The organism is Chitinivibrionales bacterium (assembly GCA_035516255.1).
In the GTDB taxonomy this organism is placed as follows: Bacteria; Fibrobacterota; Chitinivibrionia; order Chitinivibrionales; family FEN-1185; genus FEN-1185.
In genome coordinates, this window is record DATJAL010000014.1 from 102,560 (window position 1) to 117,274 (window position 14,715).

Sequence of the window (14,715 nt, forward strand, 5' to 3'; positions counted from 1 at the left end):
TCAAAGAATATTCATGACAAACAAGGCCTAGGCGGCCGCCTCTTTTGCCGCCTTGAGCAGCAGTTCGTTGACCCTCTTTGCATAGGCCGCCGTGTCCTTGAGAGGCTGGCCCGCGGCGACGAGCGCCTGATCGTACAGGAGCCGCACCCATTCCTCGAGCAGCGGCGACTTCGCGTCCTTTTCGTACAGCGCGGCAAGGCTTTCCATGATCGGGTGTCCGCCGTTGATCTCCATGATGGCCTTTGATTCCGGAACGTCTTGACCCATGGCCTTCATGATTTTCTCCATGTACGGCCCGAGGTCGTGCTCGTCGACCACGAGGCAGCAGGGGCTGTCCTTGAGCCGTGACGTGACGCGAACGTCCTTGACAACATCGGACAGAATGTTCTTGATGCGCTCCGACAGCTTCTTGTATTTCGACACCATTTTGTCATGCAGCTTTTTGTCCTCGGCGCCGAGGTCGCCAAGGTCAAGGTCGCCGCGTGCGATGGACCGCAGCTGCTTGCCGTTGTAATCGTACAAATCGCCCACGAGCCACTCATCGATGGGGTCGAGAAAATACAACACCTCGATGCTCTTGTCCCTGAACACCTCGAGGTGCGGGCTTTTGCGCACCATCTCCCTGTTTTCGCCGCTGAGGTAATAAATGTGCTTCTGTCCCTCGCGCATGCGGTCGGCGTACTGCTTGAGCGACACAAGATCGGCGGGCGTGTCGGACAGCGACGACTCGAACCGCAGCAGTTCAACGAGCTTTTCCTTGTTTTCGTGGTCGGTGTGAACGCCCTCCTTGATCACGGGGCCGAACTCCCGCCAGAACGCGGTGAAAGCCGACGGGTCGTTCACCGCCATGTCGGCGAGTTTTCCCAGCACCTTGCTCACCAGCGTCCTTTTCATCTTCTCGATGACGGGATTGTGCTGCAGCATCTCGCGCGACACGTTAAGCGGTAAATCCTCCGAGTCGACCACGCCATTTACAAACCGTAAATATTCCGGGAAAAGCTCCTTGCAGTGGTCCATGATGAACACGCGCTTTACGTACAGCTTCACGCCATGGCTGCGCTCGGGCATGAAGAGGTCAAACGGCGCCTTTGACGGGAGAAACAGCACGAACGAATATTCGAGCACGCCCTCGGCCTTGCTGTGGATCGTGGCGCATGGTTTGTCGAACCCGCCGAGCTGCTTGAAGAACTCTTCGTACTGCTCGGCCGTGATGTCGAGCGGAGGCCTCTTCCACAGCGGCTTGGTCTGGTTGACGACTTCGTCGAGGCCTTTCTCGTTTGGAAAGTAAATGGGGAACGCGATGAAATCGGAGAATTTCTTGATGATCGAGCGCACGGTGTACGGTTCGGCGTACGAACCCTCCTCGTCCTTGAGATACACCGTGACGACGGTGCCGCGCGTCTCCTTGTCCGTTTCGGTGATGGTGTAGTCGCTCTTCCCGTCCGATTCCCACAGCACCGCTTTTTCCGCGCTGCCGGCGCGCTTCGAAACGAGCTTCACCTTCGAGGCGACCATGAACACTGAATAAAACCCCACGCCGAACTGGCCGATGAGGTTGCTGTCCACCTTCTGGTCGCCGGTGAGCTGCTCCACGAACGCGCGCGAGCCGCTGCGCGCGATGGTGCCGATGTTGTCGATGACCTCCTCGCGGGTCATGCCGATGCCGTTGTCGGAGACCGTGACGGTCTTTGCCGTCGCGTCCACCTTGACGCGGACGCAAAGGTCAGCGTCGCCGCCGAGGATCGCGGCGTCGGTGAGCGACGCGAACCGCAGTTTGTCAAGCGCGTCCGAGGCGTTGGAGATGAGCTCCCGCACGAACACTTCCTTGTGGCTGTACAAGGAATGAATCATAAGGTGAAGCAGCTGCTTCGCCTCGGTCTGGAAATTCAGGTGCTGCTCCTGTTTGTCCTGGGCCATAGTAGTTCCTTATCCTGTTGACTGGTGATTCAGGCAGTAAAGTCCAGCAGAAATTGTGCCTGTTGCATCAAAATGTAAAGATGCATGCCGGTAGTCCGAATAAAAATAAATTATTCTCAAGGCAATTTTCATACACCTTTTTAATTGGTGAGTTTCTATCCTATAATAAATCCCCTGGAAAGGCGTATTTTTCTCCTTAAATAACATGCCTTGGCTTTTTTTAAAGTCTGTGGGGCTATTTAATTAAGTTAAATTTTCTCGTTGCATGTTAGGAAAAGTATTATATTGCTTAAGGGTTTAAACTGTCTAACCTATTTATTTTTCCAATGTTCAAGCGCGTTTTATGAACGTGCGTGTAAAAAAAAATGGATAGTTTCCGTTTTTTTCTCATGATATTATTGATCGTTTCAGCCGTTGTGTTTGGCCAGGGAAATAAAGAGCAGATCCTTTTTCAAGAGAGCGATTCTACAGCCGTTGTAAAAAAAGACTCGTTAAAAAGGGCTCCATTATTTAAACCTGGCATTGCTCTTGCATCTTCCTTGGTTATTCCTGGCGCAGGCCAGGTTTATACCGGGCATTATATAAAAGCGGGTTTGTTTTTTATTTCGGAAATCGGGGTGGGGCTGTTCGGTTATCAGCGCTATTTATACACCGTCGCGCTTAAAAAAAACGCGGACAGCATCGCAGCGCTGTGGAATTCGGTGAGGGATTCCGTCTCGATCAAAAGATCGATAATCGATACCACGACGTACGACACAAACGATGTGGGTTTTTTCTACAAGTTGAAGGCCGACAGCGCTCGGTATGAGGAAAAGGAAACGCGGGACGTGTTGTACCAGAGCATTGCCTGGATGCTGGGTATCTACTACTATAACATCATGGACGCGCTGCAGAGCGCCGGGGTGATGCGGGACAATTCCAAGAAAAATCCCGCGGTCGCGGGGTGGCTCTCCGCGATACCGGGCCTTGGCCTCGGCCAGATTTACAACGGCGAATTGTCAAAGGCCGGAATGATCCTGATGGTGCAGTTCAACCTGGCCTATGTCGCCCTAAATTATCACCTGCGCATGGTTGACTGCGAGAATGCGGAGGCGGCGATCGACCCGAACAACAAGCCGCAGTACAACCTTTTTATTGGTCCGCAGCATGACCGGTGGGAATATCGGCGCAATAACGCATTCAGGAACCGGAACATGTTCCTATGGTATTCATTGGCATTTTATTTTTACGGCATCCTCGACGCGGTGGTCGATGCGCACCTGCACGACGCGCCGCTCAGGATGAAGCTGGAGCCGGACCTTGTTCCGCAAAGTAAAGAAATGGGGCTGCGGGCGACTATTCCGTTCTGACCGTTTGAGGGCCGCCGCCGAGGCCCGAATACAAGAACGTACAATTATTTGAACCGATAAACCAAAAAAAGGATCCGCATATGCCGGTAACCCTCAAAGACATTGCCGAACGTGCAGGCGTGACCTCTGCCACGGTCTCGATGGTGATCAACAACAAGCCGAACATTTCCGAGGCGACGCGGAGGAAGGTCCTCAAGATCGCCAAGGAGCTCAACTACTATCCCAACGTGATCGCGCGCGGCCTTGCCACGCGAAAATCGAATTCCATCGGGGTGATCGTGCCCAACCTCGCCTCGTCGTTCGTGGTGAGGATCCTCCAGGGCATCAAGAGCACCAACCGCGACGTCGACTACACGGTGACGCTGTTCGACACCGTGGGACAGAAGGAGAACGAGTCGCAGCTGTTCCAGCGCCTCGGCCGCGAGCGCCGCATCGACGGCGCCATCCTCATCGGCACCACCGTACCCGAGGAGGAGATGAAGATCTTCCGCGACGAGAGCGTGCCGTGCATCGTGGTCGCGCGCAAGTGCGACATACTCGATTCCGTTTTTGTCAACAACGTAGGGGGCGCCGCCGACGCCACCGATTACCTTGTCGGCAAGGGACACAAGGCCATCGCCTGCGTCATCTGCCGCAAGGGAAACCTGCCCGCCGAGGAAAGGCTGTCGGGCTACAAACAGGCGCTTGCCAAGCACAACATCGCTTTCAATCCCGCGCTCGTGTTCGAGGTGGACGACGACACCATCGAGGCCGGGTACAAGGTGCTCGACAAGCTCATGGCCGCCAAGGTCACGGCGGTGTTCGTGCCCGCGGGCGACATGGCGGCCATCGGTATCGTGAAGGAAGCAAAGAAGCGCGGCATTCAAGTGCCCGGCAGCCTCGCCGTGGTCGGCTTCGACGACATCCCTGCGGCCGAGGTGATCGAACCCATGCTCACCACGGTGCGCCAGCCCAAGCTCGAAATGGGCGATTACGCCATCAACATGATCGTTGACAAGCTGGAAGGCCGTGAGTCGGAGATCAAGCATAAGGAGCTGCCGACGAAGTTCATTGTGCGGGAGTCGGCGTAGGCATAGTAAAAAAACAGGCACAGAGGCACGGAGGACACAGAGAAAAAAAAATAATATAGTCGGAAAAAGAAAGGGCACTCGGATGAGTGCCTTTTTAATTGGTAGAGGCTCGGAGAATTGAACCTCTGACCGTAGAGTGATCCAAGTGGGCCGCTTCATACTCAGTCGGTCTATCAGTCTCGTCTTATCCTCAGAACACTTTCAACCCCGTTTTTCTTTTTGTTTCAACAAACATCATGAGCGCAGAAAATGACCGATTCTCCGCTAGATAAACCGTCATTCCGTTTCTGTTCTTATTTGTAAATTAAAAAAAATAGTACGCAAAATAAAAAAAGACTTATATTAGGGGCATCCGCAAAAAAATGTTGCGGAAACAGCGCGGATTCTTAAGAAACTGCCGTCATAGATTCGAGGACCGGTAAAAGTACATTACGATTTTTTACGATTGAAAAAATGGGCCGTTAGGGGCTATAAAAAGCGGGGCTTAAAAAATATTTATTCCTCGCGAGGGGGGACATTTTTTTCAATTAAAGCGTTTCACCCTTCAAACAGGAGACCTTATGAAGTTAATCCGTGATGATTTCACTCATAAAGCCATCAGGCGCATCGGTTTCATTTTTTTACTTTTCCTCTGTGTTGGCGCGGCAACGATGCCGACGGTTTATTACGTCGATCCGGGCTATACCGGAGCCACGCAGGACGGCTCTGCAGCCCATCCGTGGGTCCAATTGGGCAGCGCACAGTGGGCTTCAATAAATGCCGCGTTGGGCGTTCAGGACCTGACGGTTTATTTCAGCGCGCGCACGGCGGTGAAGGACACCGACCAGGTTTACGGCGGACCGAGCGAAATCGACCTTAATCAGCGTACCGCGGTGAGCGCTTTCACGCTTACGCTGGACGGCCACAGCAAATTCAACGCGAATGCTTCCGCTCCCGCTTGGCAGGATTACGCCGGCTCATCGAAGTGTCTTGTACGCGATTTTTATTCCCAGAACGGCCAGCACACAAAAAGAAGCAATATCACGATTGATGGATTCCGGATCGGCATGAACGCCGGCGGAAAGGCCGTCGCCATCTGCGGTGACAACTGGCATTTGAGGAATTGCGACATTTATCATTGCCCTGGAGTGAACAACGGCCCTTTGATCTGCATCATACCGACTTCTGATGCGGAGCATGAGGGCAGTTCCGAGTATTGCGCGGCCTGTTCCAGCATCGTGATCGAAAACAACAAAATCCATGACAGTCAGGGCGAGCTTATCTATGTCGGGGGCGGCGGTTGTTCAACAACGGATACCACGGGAACCTCCGCATGCATGGGTTTTCCGTCGCATCGCTTCATTACCATTCAGAACAACGAGCTTTACAACGGCGGGGTTTACGGCGGTCAAGGCGACGGCATCGATGTAAAAGGAGGAATCGCCAATCTGAAAATCATCGGCAATCATATTCATAATCTGTCTGATCCCTTGTCCTCCGGCATTCGCGCCATTGTAGAGCAGGGCGCAAGGGATGGCGATCCCAACCAAAATAATCTTATTGCGTCCAACTACATCTCCGATATCACCGCCGAGGACGCGGCAATATCGCTCGTTGATTCCTGGGGAACGCCCCGGGGCGTTGAGGTGCGAAATAATGTGATAACCAACAGCACCACCGCGGGGATAAAAGTCTATAGCGGGTCCGCCCTTTCGCTGTACAACAATACGATTTACAAATCGGGAGACGTCGGGATTGTGATCAAAGGCGGGACGGTCAGCGTAATAAATAATTTATTGTTCAACAATAACACCGGCGGCGCGCAAAATTCATTTAGCGGCGCGGTGTCGTCGTCGAACAACGCCTATTCAGGGTCCTGGAGCGGAACCTGTACGGCCTGCGTGCCGGGAATCACCGCGGCTGATCTGGTCGATCCGGTGAATTCTGATTTCCACCTGTCCGCCGCGTCCAAGGCAAAAGACGCCGGAATGACATTGTCTTCCTTCAACGATGACATTGAAGGAACGCTGCGGCCGCAGGGTTCGGCGTGGGACATCGGCGCGTATGAATTGAAGATCGCGGGTGCAGTGGCGTTAGCGTCCCCAATCCCTCATGACGTGGCCCTGAAAATAACCCTTCCGAACGCATTTAACGCATTTGCGGTTATAACCGTGGACGGCTCGAAGTTGCAGCAAAAAGGCGCAATCCGGATCTCAATCTACGGCGCCGACGGCCGGTGCGTCGCTAACGGGGCAATTTCGGGCAGCAGATATTTTTGGGACACCAGGAAGTTCTCAAATGGCGTCTATTTGGTAAAGGTCGAATGCGGCAAACAGATTTTTTCCCAGAGGGTTTTGCTCTCAAGATAAACGCTGTGGAATGGCGCGGCGGTTGAATTCACAAAATGATTTTTTATCAATGGATCAGGGTTGTACAGAATTTTAATGTTAAAAAAGAAAAGGCACTCGTACGAGTGCCTTTTTTAACTGGTGGAGGTGAGGGGAATTGAACCCCTGTCCGAAGAGTGATCCAAGTGGGCCGCTCCATGCTCAGTCTGCCTATTGATCTCATCTCCTGCAGCGCCAGCAGACAGGCTCTGCAGAAGACCAGCCCCGGTAAGTTTCACCAAACAGTCGGGACACCCTGTTTGGCTAGCGTTCAAGCTTGTATCTTCCGCCCGGCGAACGCCAGCCAAACGGAAGATCGGCCGCCTTTAATTAGGCAGCCATTGAGTAAGAATAATCGTTGGCGATTATCTTTGGTGTCGGATGATTAACGAGGCCAACCGACATCCTCGGCATGCTGCTCAAATCTCACGCTCCCCGTCGAAACCTGTGCACCCCCTTTACAAATTGCGGATTGACGATTGTGGAATGAAAAAACGCGTCACCTTTTAAATATACTTCCTTCTGATTGATCCAAAGCGATTTTGGTTCGATTGCGTCCCTCATTTATCATCTTATCACTTTTACCACTTGTGAAGCGCATTGTCCCTCTGTCTGCAATCTTACAATGTACATGCCGGGATTAACCTTGACTCCCGAGGAATTCGTCTGGTTCCACACGACTGCGGAATTCTGCGGTACTGCTTGGCCGCCCCGCCAAATAACCTTTCCCGCCATGTCGCATATGGAAAGCCGGCCCTGCGTCTGGCCGCCGATCATGATGCGCGTTGACGCACCCGGGCCCGGCCGCACGCTCAGCAGGCTTCTAGCCTGGTTTACATAAAGCGGCTGCTCAACGGCGTTCTTCTTGTTGATGTTGATCGCCGCGTAGGTCATGTCGCCTTTGTCAAAATTGGGCAGAAACGGGCTGCTGGGTCCCGGCACCGGCCCGGTTTTGGTGTAATAATACAGCGTATCCGTGACCTCCGCCTGGCCCGCGATGAGCTGCGCGAAGCAGACAACGGGTATTGCCTTGACCCAAATGGAATCGGTGTGGTACAGCGATTTGATCATCGCCTGCGTGGATGAATCGATGGGAAGCGAGGCAAGCGCGATGCCGGTGTCCATTTTGGCGCCGCTTGCCACCGAAAGGTTCACCCTGCTGCTGTAGGCGATCCACTGCGCCACGGTGTTTGCGTTCAGCTTGAGCGAATCGGTGTTGTCGATATTGTGCGCGCTGAATGTCTTTCCCGGAAAATAGGCGCTCCATCCGTTGTCCTTTGCCATGGGCAGCTTCCGGGACATGTAAATCGCAAGCGAGTCCTGCATCAGGGTCATGATCTGGGACGGGTCGTTGATGAGCGACGACATCTGGCCCAGCTGGATGCCGGTCGCTACGTAATAATCGGAGGAGAGCACCGCCCATCCTGCGGGAAGCCCGTAACCAATGTGCAGGCTGTCGCGTGAATAGGACTGCGTTGCGGTGGACGTAGTGGTGATGACGATGAAAATGTCGGTGAACAAAACGGAAATGGTGTCGCCGGGCTTTGCCGCCGCGGGATGCGAAATGATCTGGACCCGGTCCACGCTGCACCCGGCGAATAATCCGAAAACGTATAAGAGCAGGATGACTTTGAGGATGTTCATGCTTCCTCCCGTTTTAAAACTTTCGGATTTTAATGGTATCAAGCAGATCAAACCAAATATATGGTGATCTATACTATAAGATAGCAATAAAAAGGGGAAAATACCAAAGAATAAATAATGAAAAAAGGGAGGACCTGAGGCCCTCCCTTTTACAAAAGAATCAATTCCTGATCAGTCAAGATAATCCAGCACTATCCTGAGTATCCTTCTGATCGGCTCGGCCGCGCCCCACAGGAGCTGGTCGCCCACGGTGAACGCGGTGAGGTACTTGGGCCCCATGATCATCTTGCGCATCCTGCCGACGGGCACCGTGAGTCTGCCCGACACCGCGGTCGGGGTGAGCTCATTGAGGGTCGCCTCCTTGTTGTTGGGAACGACCTTCACCCATTCGTGCGCACCCGCGATGAGCGCCTCGATGTCGGCCATGGGTACGTCTTTCTTGAGCATCACGGTAAGCCCCTGGCTGTGGCAGCGCATGGAGCTCACGCGCACGCACTCGCCGTCGACCGGAACGGTCTTTTTGGTGCCGAGGATCTTGTTGGTCTCGGCGCAGCCTTTCCATTCCTCGCGGGTCTGGCCGTTCTCCATGGGCTTGTCGATCCACGGGATGAGGCTCGCGGCGAGCGGTACGCCGAAGTTCTCGACCGGCATTTTCCCCGAGCGCAGTTCGCCGGTCACCAGCGCCTCGTATTCGAGCGCGGTCGCTGCCGGATTGTCAAGAAGCGGTTTTGCCGCGCCGCTCAGGTGCGCCATCTGCCGAACAAGCTCGATCATGTTTTTCGCGCCCGCGCCCGAGGCTGCCTGGTAGGTCATGGTAGATATCCAGGACACGAGTTTCTTTTTGAAAAGCCCGGCAAGCGCCATGAGCATGAGGCTCACGGTGCAGTTGCCGCCGATGTAGTCCTTGACGCCGGCGCGCAACCCTTTTTTGATCACCTTGAGGTTGACCGGATCCAAAACAATGATGCTGTCGTCTTTCATGCGCAGCGCGGAAGCGGCGTCGATCCAATAGCCGGCAAATCCCTGCGCACGCAGTTTGGGGTACACCTCGTTGGTGTAATCGCCGCCTTGGCACGTGACGATAATGTCCATTACCGAAAGTTTGGCAAGGTCTTTCGCATCAGCGAGCGGCGGAACCGAAAGCCCGATCGACGGGCCTGCGCCGCCCACATTCGAGGTGGTAAAGAACAGCGGCTCAAATCCCTTGAAATCACCTTCGGCTTTCATGCGCTCCATGAGCACCGAACCCACCATGCCCCGCCAGCCCACAAATCCTACTTTTACCATGATCGTCCTTTCTGAACTATTACCGAAAAAGATAATTGATTATTTCCTATTCGTTAACGCCTTAATCTAAACCGTCGACTTCTGCACCGCGGGAATTATTACGCCCTTTGGCAGACCGTTGAACCCCGTCACCACGGTCTTGATGCCGGCGTCGCGCATTTCCTCCTCGGCGCGGATGAGCGGGTTGTAGTTCTGCAGGTTCCGCTCGCCGTTGGGCGCGCCCGCCTTGAACCACAAGCGCTTGCACACCGATCCGTACAGAAGCGGCATGTACGGCAGGAACTCCGACGACCCCTCGGTTGACCGGTGCGAAAAGAACGCGGAGAAGCCGCCGTCCTTGATGTTCTCGATCGCCTCCTCAACCGACGAAACGCCGACCTTTTTCAGTTCGGCGAGCACGATGTCCGTGTCGTTGCGCGCGGCAAGGAACCGCTCCACGCGCTTCGCGTCGGCGATGCCGATCACCACTTCGGTGGCCAGGCAGGTCTCGGTGAACGTTCCGGCCTGGTTCAGCTTGATGAGCACGGAATTTCCCGCCCTGTCCTTGCGGTCTTTCGCGGCCAGGAACGGTATAATGAACCTAAGCTGCGTGACCGCGGCATCGTCTATCACGATCTGCACTCTATCCCCGTATTTTTCGTTCATGAGCTTGTGCGCCGCGATGTCTTCCTCCGAGCCCGGGTCTTCCATGTTTACGAAATTGTCCGCGCTGCTCACCACGGAATAGTCGAACTCGATGAGCTGCTCGCGGGTCTTGATGCCAAGCCCGCTGAACCGCATATCGTAAAGCCCCTTCTGCCGCAGTTCCTCGCCCTTCTGGATTTCCGAGAACGCATTGTCGGTGCCGATGGCCCAGTCCGATTCGCCAAGCCCGAGCTGTCCCGCGCATTCCTTGATACGATTGAGCCCTTCAAAATTGTCCTTGACCGGGAACACGAAGCCGCGCTCCTTGGCCGTTCCCGTGGGAAGCCCGTCGCGCACCAGGTTTTTTTCGAACTGGCGGAAGAATTTCGTGCCGGTGGTGAACACGTCCTTCACCGATTTCTCCTTCATGGCAAAGAAAAACATTTCCTGGATGTCCTGCTTGGTGCCGGGCACGTGCTCGCCGCCGCACACCATGTTGAACGCGATGTTGGGCATGTAAAATGTTTTCATGCCCTTGGGCGCAAATACCTGCCACGCCTTGAAACCGGACGCCTTGAGCAGGGTCTGGAAAAACACGGTTGACGAAGCGAGACAGGCGTTGCCGCCCCATATTTTTTTGTTGGGGCCCGCGCCCGCAACCATTTTCAGGTCGAACTCCTCGCAGGCCTTGATGATGTCGGCCGGCGTCTTGATCACGACCTTTTTCGGCAGCAGCGGCACGATGTTTTTCTTTATCGACTCAATGGCCTTGTCGTTCGGAATGTAAATCGCCTCGTTCTCGCCGTCGGAGGTGCCTTTTGCAATGCCGTTTCTTTCCTCGATGGTCCAGGCGTCTTTTCCCTGCGAGACCCGCGCCGTCATCACGCCTTCGAGCGTGAAGTTCGCGTACGAAGAAAGAATTTCCCTTCCCTTGAGCGTGAATTTTGTGAGCGTGGTGACTTTTGCCATAATGCAATCCTTCTGAAAATAGGTGTATGATATGATCTTTTAAATATCAGAATGATGACTTGAGCGTTGATGAAAATACTTTATTCATCCGCATGGTAAATAGCGTTTCAAATAGGGCACGGTTGAAATAGGCTTGAAATAAATTGTTGATATTTTATCCGAAAAGAATTATACTTATTTAACAAGTTAAATAACCCGTAAAATTCCTGAAAAAAACGCCATTTTACCATAAAAATCAAAAAAGGAGGAGTAAATGGACGCAGTATTAAAAAACAGGATCGAAAAAAAAGCTTATGAGATTTTCCTTCACCGCGGAGCCCAGCCGGGCCATCATTTTGACGACTGGATAAAGGCGGAGAAGGAAGTCATGGCGGAAATTGCAAAAGAAAAGGCCGCAAAGGGAAAGCCGCCAGTCCAAAACAAGCCGCCAATACAGAAAAGAAAATTCTAAATAGGTTTTGCTTGAAAAAAAGAAGGGGCGCCTGCTGTTTAGCATGTTGACAGGAGCCCTTTTTCTAATTGCTTTCCGTCAGATTGTTTCCGATGATCCTCCGACGCTACTCACGCAATTCATGTCCGTTGTCGCAATAAAGTATCGGGCTTGACATCAGATAAATAAAATCCCCCTTTCGCAAGGGGGATTATCATCCGGCATTTCCTTAAACAATCATCAGCCTATTCCGTCACCTGCAGCGCCAGTATCGTCAAATCATCATGGTACGGCGCGTTGCGGGTGAACCTCTTGATGTCGTCCATGAGCATCGCGATAAGTGCGTCCGCGTCGGAGGCCTTGTCGCGGCCGAGCACGTCATTGAGGCGCTGCACGCCGTAGGAATTGCGCTCCGGGTTGTTCGCGTCGATCAGGCCGTCGGTGTAGATAAGAAAGCGGTCGCCCTTCTTGAGATCGACGTTCACCTCGTCCATCATGGCCGTGAACTTTGCGGTGTCGGACACGAGGCCGAGCGCCAGGCCGTTGGAGATGACCGGGATGGGCGGCTCGCCGCTGCTGCTCAGCTTGAGCAGCATGGGATGGCCTGCGCGCGCGTAGCTCATGGAGGTGCCGTTAGCCTTGATGATGAGGCACAGCGCGGTGACGAACGAACGGTCGTCGAGGTTGAGGGTCATGAAATCGTTCACGGCGCAGAGCAGGCGTTTTGCCGAGGTCTCGCTGCGTCCCTCGACGCGGAAGGTGCTGCGCAGCATGGTCATGAGCAGCGCTGCCGGGATTCCCTTGCCGCACACGTCCGCGATCACGACCACCCAGTCGCCGGACTCGGTCTTGAAATAGTCGAGGTAGTCGCCGCCCACTTCGTAGGCGGGATAGTACACGCCCTTGAGGTTGATGCGCGGGATCTGCGGCTTGTACTGCGGCGTGAAACGGCGCTGGATGCTGCGGGCGGCGTCGAGTTCTCCGTCGAGCCGCGCCTTCTCGCCCAGTTCCTGGTAGTGGATGGCGTTTGAGAGGCACGCCGCGGCGTGCGCGGCGTGCGTGGAGAGCAGGGTCTGCTCCTGTTCGTATGTGTCAAGGTATTCCGGCGTGGTGAAGAACTGCACCGCGGCGAGGCACTGGTTGTCGGCCAGGAGCGGGATCGCCACGTAGCAGGGGAAGGCGGACAGGTCGGGCCATTTGTACTGCGAAAGCCGCGGGTCCCGGGCCCAGTTTTCCACGATGAGGGGCTTCTGCATGTCGCTGCGCAGGAACACCGAAAGCGCGTTTTCGGACGCGTCACGGCCCTCGTCGCAGTTGAGGATGCCGGTGGCGTTGGCGCACTTGAAAGAATTCTTCTTTATCTTGCAGATGCTCGCATGTGACAAGGGAACCCGCGCCGAAAACGTGCGCAGGATGGCGGGCAGCAGATCGTCCATCTGGATGAGCTGGGCGAGCTCGAACGACGTTGAGTTGAGAAAGTCAAGCTGGGCGATCCGCGCCTCGAGCCGCTCGTTGGCCTTCTTGAGGTCCGCAGTGCGCTCCGCGACGCGGATCTCGAGCTCGTTCTTCGCCTTCTGCAGCTCGTCCTCGAACTCCTTCATCTTGGTGATGTCGCGCGACACGCCCACGGTGCCCACGATGGTGCCGTTCTTGTCGAAGATGGGTACCTTGGTCGCCGTGAACCAGGTGAAAGCGCCGTCGGGCCTGCCGACCTTCTCGATCTTGTTGATGAGCGCCTTGCCGGTCTTCATGATCTCCTGCTCCTCGGCGAACGCGATGCGGGCGTGGTCGTGCACAAAGAAGTCGAAGTCGGATTTGCCGATGGCGGCCGCCGTGTTCTGTATGCCGAGGGTCTTTGCCTGCGCCTTGTTGATGCGCGTGAACTTGCTTTCGGTGTCCTTGAAGTAAATGGTGTCGGGCAGGTTGTCCATGAGGGTATGCAAAAGGTCCCGCTCGTAGGCGAGCTCCTCCTCCACGCGCTTGCGCTCCAGGGTGCTGGAGAAAATTTCACCCGCCATCTTGAGCAGGGTGGCCGAGTCGCGCGACCAAGTCTTTTCCGACACGATGGATTCCAGCCCGATCACGCCGCGTAGCGAGCCGCCGTACACCATGGGCACGTTGATGAGGGAACGGATCTCCTGTTCCTTGAACGCGGTTTTTTCCGCCTTTGCCTCGGGCGGCAGGTCGTCGGGAGTGCTGAATTGCACCATCTGCTGTTTCCGCAGTTTTCCCACCAGCCAGGGAAACGACGCGGCATTGATGGTGCGGTATTGTTCGCTCTGCGATTCGATGCCGATGGCGCACCATTCGTAGGTGCGTTCGAGGTTGTCGCCGCTCTTGTCGAACTGGAGCACGTAGCTCCGGTCGGTCTTGGTGAATTCGCCCAGAACGCCGAGGGCGTTGGCAATGCCGCTGTCGGCCTGCTCGGGCGCGAGGTTTATGAACGTGGTGGAAATCGAGGTGATGAGCTTTTCAAACTCAAGGCGGTAATGCAGCGCGTCTTCGGCAGCTTTCTGTTCGATCATGTCGGTGCGCGCCGGCGCTTTTTTCTGGACAACAGACGGTTTTTTCTTCTTTGCGTTTTTCATGATGACTTCCTGATTTGCCGTGAAGCGGTGAAGCAATGCAACAATACAATAATATACTTTTGACTGGAAATCAGTCAATACAATTTTCCCTGTAGCGATTTATAAGGAAACAATGCAAAGATACAATGGAATTATGCAGGGAACGCTTTTTTTTTCCGGCCGGATTCTTTTCCTTTATTATATAATTATTTAAGACATGCATTTGAACGGGTGCGGCAGGGCCTTTTTTTGACGCTCTTTATATGAACCTTTTTATTGTAAGATACGACTATCTAGGCGATGTGCAGCAAAAAAAGCATTGATGAATGCATGAAAATCATCCAAACGTTTAAAGTTGCGAGGTTAGCCGTGGAAACGAAAGTAACGAGAGTGGTGGCAGTGCTTGTGGTGGGGGTGTTGCTGACGGGATGGAGCCGTGTATACGGGGATCTCGAGGGGACTGGCGGTTACGACGCGCCGTATTTTCAGGCG

The 14,715-nt window shown here is 54.3% G+C and carries 9 protein-coding genes and 1 other RNA gene; 4 read left to right on the forward strand and 6 right to left on the reverse strand.

Annotated elements, in window-relative coordinates:
- Positions 1 to 27: 27 nt before the first annotated feature.
- Positions 28 to 1,917 carry a molecular chaperone HtpG gene (gene htpG, locus VLX68_04985; protein ID HUI91588.1) on the reverse strand — a complete coding sequence of 630 codons (1,890 nt, stop codon included), beginning with the start codon at positions 1,915 to 1,917 and terminating at the stop codon, positions 28 to 30.
- Between the two features lie 389 nt (positions 1,918 to 2,306).
- Between htpG and VLX68_04990 the strand changes: the two genes are divergently transcribed.
- The 3 genes from VLX68_04990 to VLX68_05000 all read left to right on the forward strand — a co-directional run bounded on the left by VLX68_04990 (position 2,307) and on the right by VLX68_05000 (position 6,684).
- Positions 2,307 to 3,266, forward strand: a complete 960-nt coding sequence (locus VLX68_04990; GenBank protein HUI91589.1) for a DUF5683 domain-containing protein — start codon at positions 2,307 to 2,309, stop codon at positions 3,264 to 3,266.
- A gap of 80 nt (positions 3,267 to 3,346) precedes the next feature.
- Positions 3,347 to 4,336 carry a LacI family DNA-binding transcriptional regulator gene (locus VLX68_04995; protein ID HUI91590.1) on the forward strand — a complete coding sequence of 330 codons (990 nt, stop codon included), beginning with the start codon at positions 3,347 to 3,349 and terminating at the stop codon, positions 4,334 to 4,336.
- 560 nt (positions 4,337 to 4,896) lie between these two features.
- On the forward strand, positions 4,897 to 6,684 hold the full coding sequence (locus tag VLX68_05000) for a right-handed parallel beta-helix repeat-containing protein (GenBank protein HUI91591.1): 1,788 nt from the start codon (positions 4,897 to 4,899) through the stop codon (positions 6,682 to 6,684).
- A 118-nt stretch (positions 6,685 to 6,802) separates the two neighbouring features.
- On the opposite strand, the gene ssrA is transcribed toward VLX68_05000, so the two are convergent.
- The 4 genes from ssrA to VLX68_05020 all read right to left on the reverse strand — a co-directional run bounded on the left by ssrA (position 6,803) and on the right by VLX68_05020 (position 11,226).
- Positions 6,803 to 7,159, reverse strand: a transfer-messenger RNA (tmRNA) gene (ssrA, locus tag VLX68_05005).
- 110 nt (positions 7,160 to 7,269) lie between these two features.
- Positions 7,270 to 8,346, reverse strand: coding sequence for a T9SS type A sorting domain-containing protein (locus tag VLX68_05010; protein ID HUI91592.1), 1,077 nt, complete (start codon positions 8,344 to 8,346; stop codon positions 7,270 to 7,272).
- 171 nt (positions 8,347 to 8,517) lie between these two features.
- Positions 8,518 to 9,633, reverse strand: coding sequence for an aspartate-semialdehyde dehydrogenase (gene asd, locus VLX68_05015; protein HUI91593.1), 1,116 nt, complete (start codon positions 9,631 to 9,633; stop codon positions 8,518 to 8,520).
- 66 nt (positions 9,634 to 9,699) lie between these two features.
- Positions 9,700 to 11,226 (reverse strand): hypothetical protein, encoded by a 1,527-nt coding sequence (locus VLX68_05020; GenBank protein ID HUI91594.1) that lies wholly within the window; start codon positions 11,224 to 11,226, stop codon positions 9,700 to 9,702.
- Between the two features lie 253 nt (positions 11,227 to 11,479).
- Here VLX68_05020 and VLX68_05025 point away from each other — a divergent pair, with 253 nt between their 5' ends.
- The gene (locus VLX68_05025) at positions 11,480 to 11,677 is read left to right on the forward strand and encodes a DUF2934 domain-containing protein (GenBank protein ID HUI91595.1); all 198 of its coding nucleotides are present in this window, start codon (positions 11,480 to 11,482) and stop codon (positions 11,675 to 11,677) included.
- A 224-nt stretch (positions 11,678 to 11,901) separates the two neighbouring features.
- On the opposite strand, the gene VLX68_05030 is transcribed toward VLX68_05025, so the two are convergent.
- On the reverse strand, positions 11,902 to 14,244 hold the full coding sequence (locus VLX68_05030) for a SpoIIE family protein phosphatase (protein HUI91596.1): 2,343 nt from the start codon (positions 14,242 to 14,244) through the stop codon (positions 11,902 to 11,904).
- Between the last annotated feature and the right edge of the window lie 471 nt (positions 14,245 to 14,715).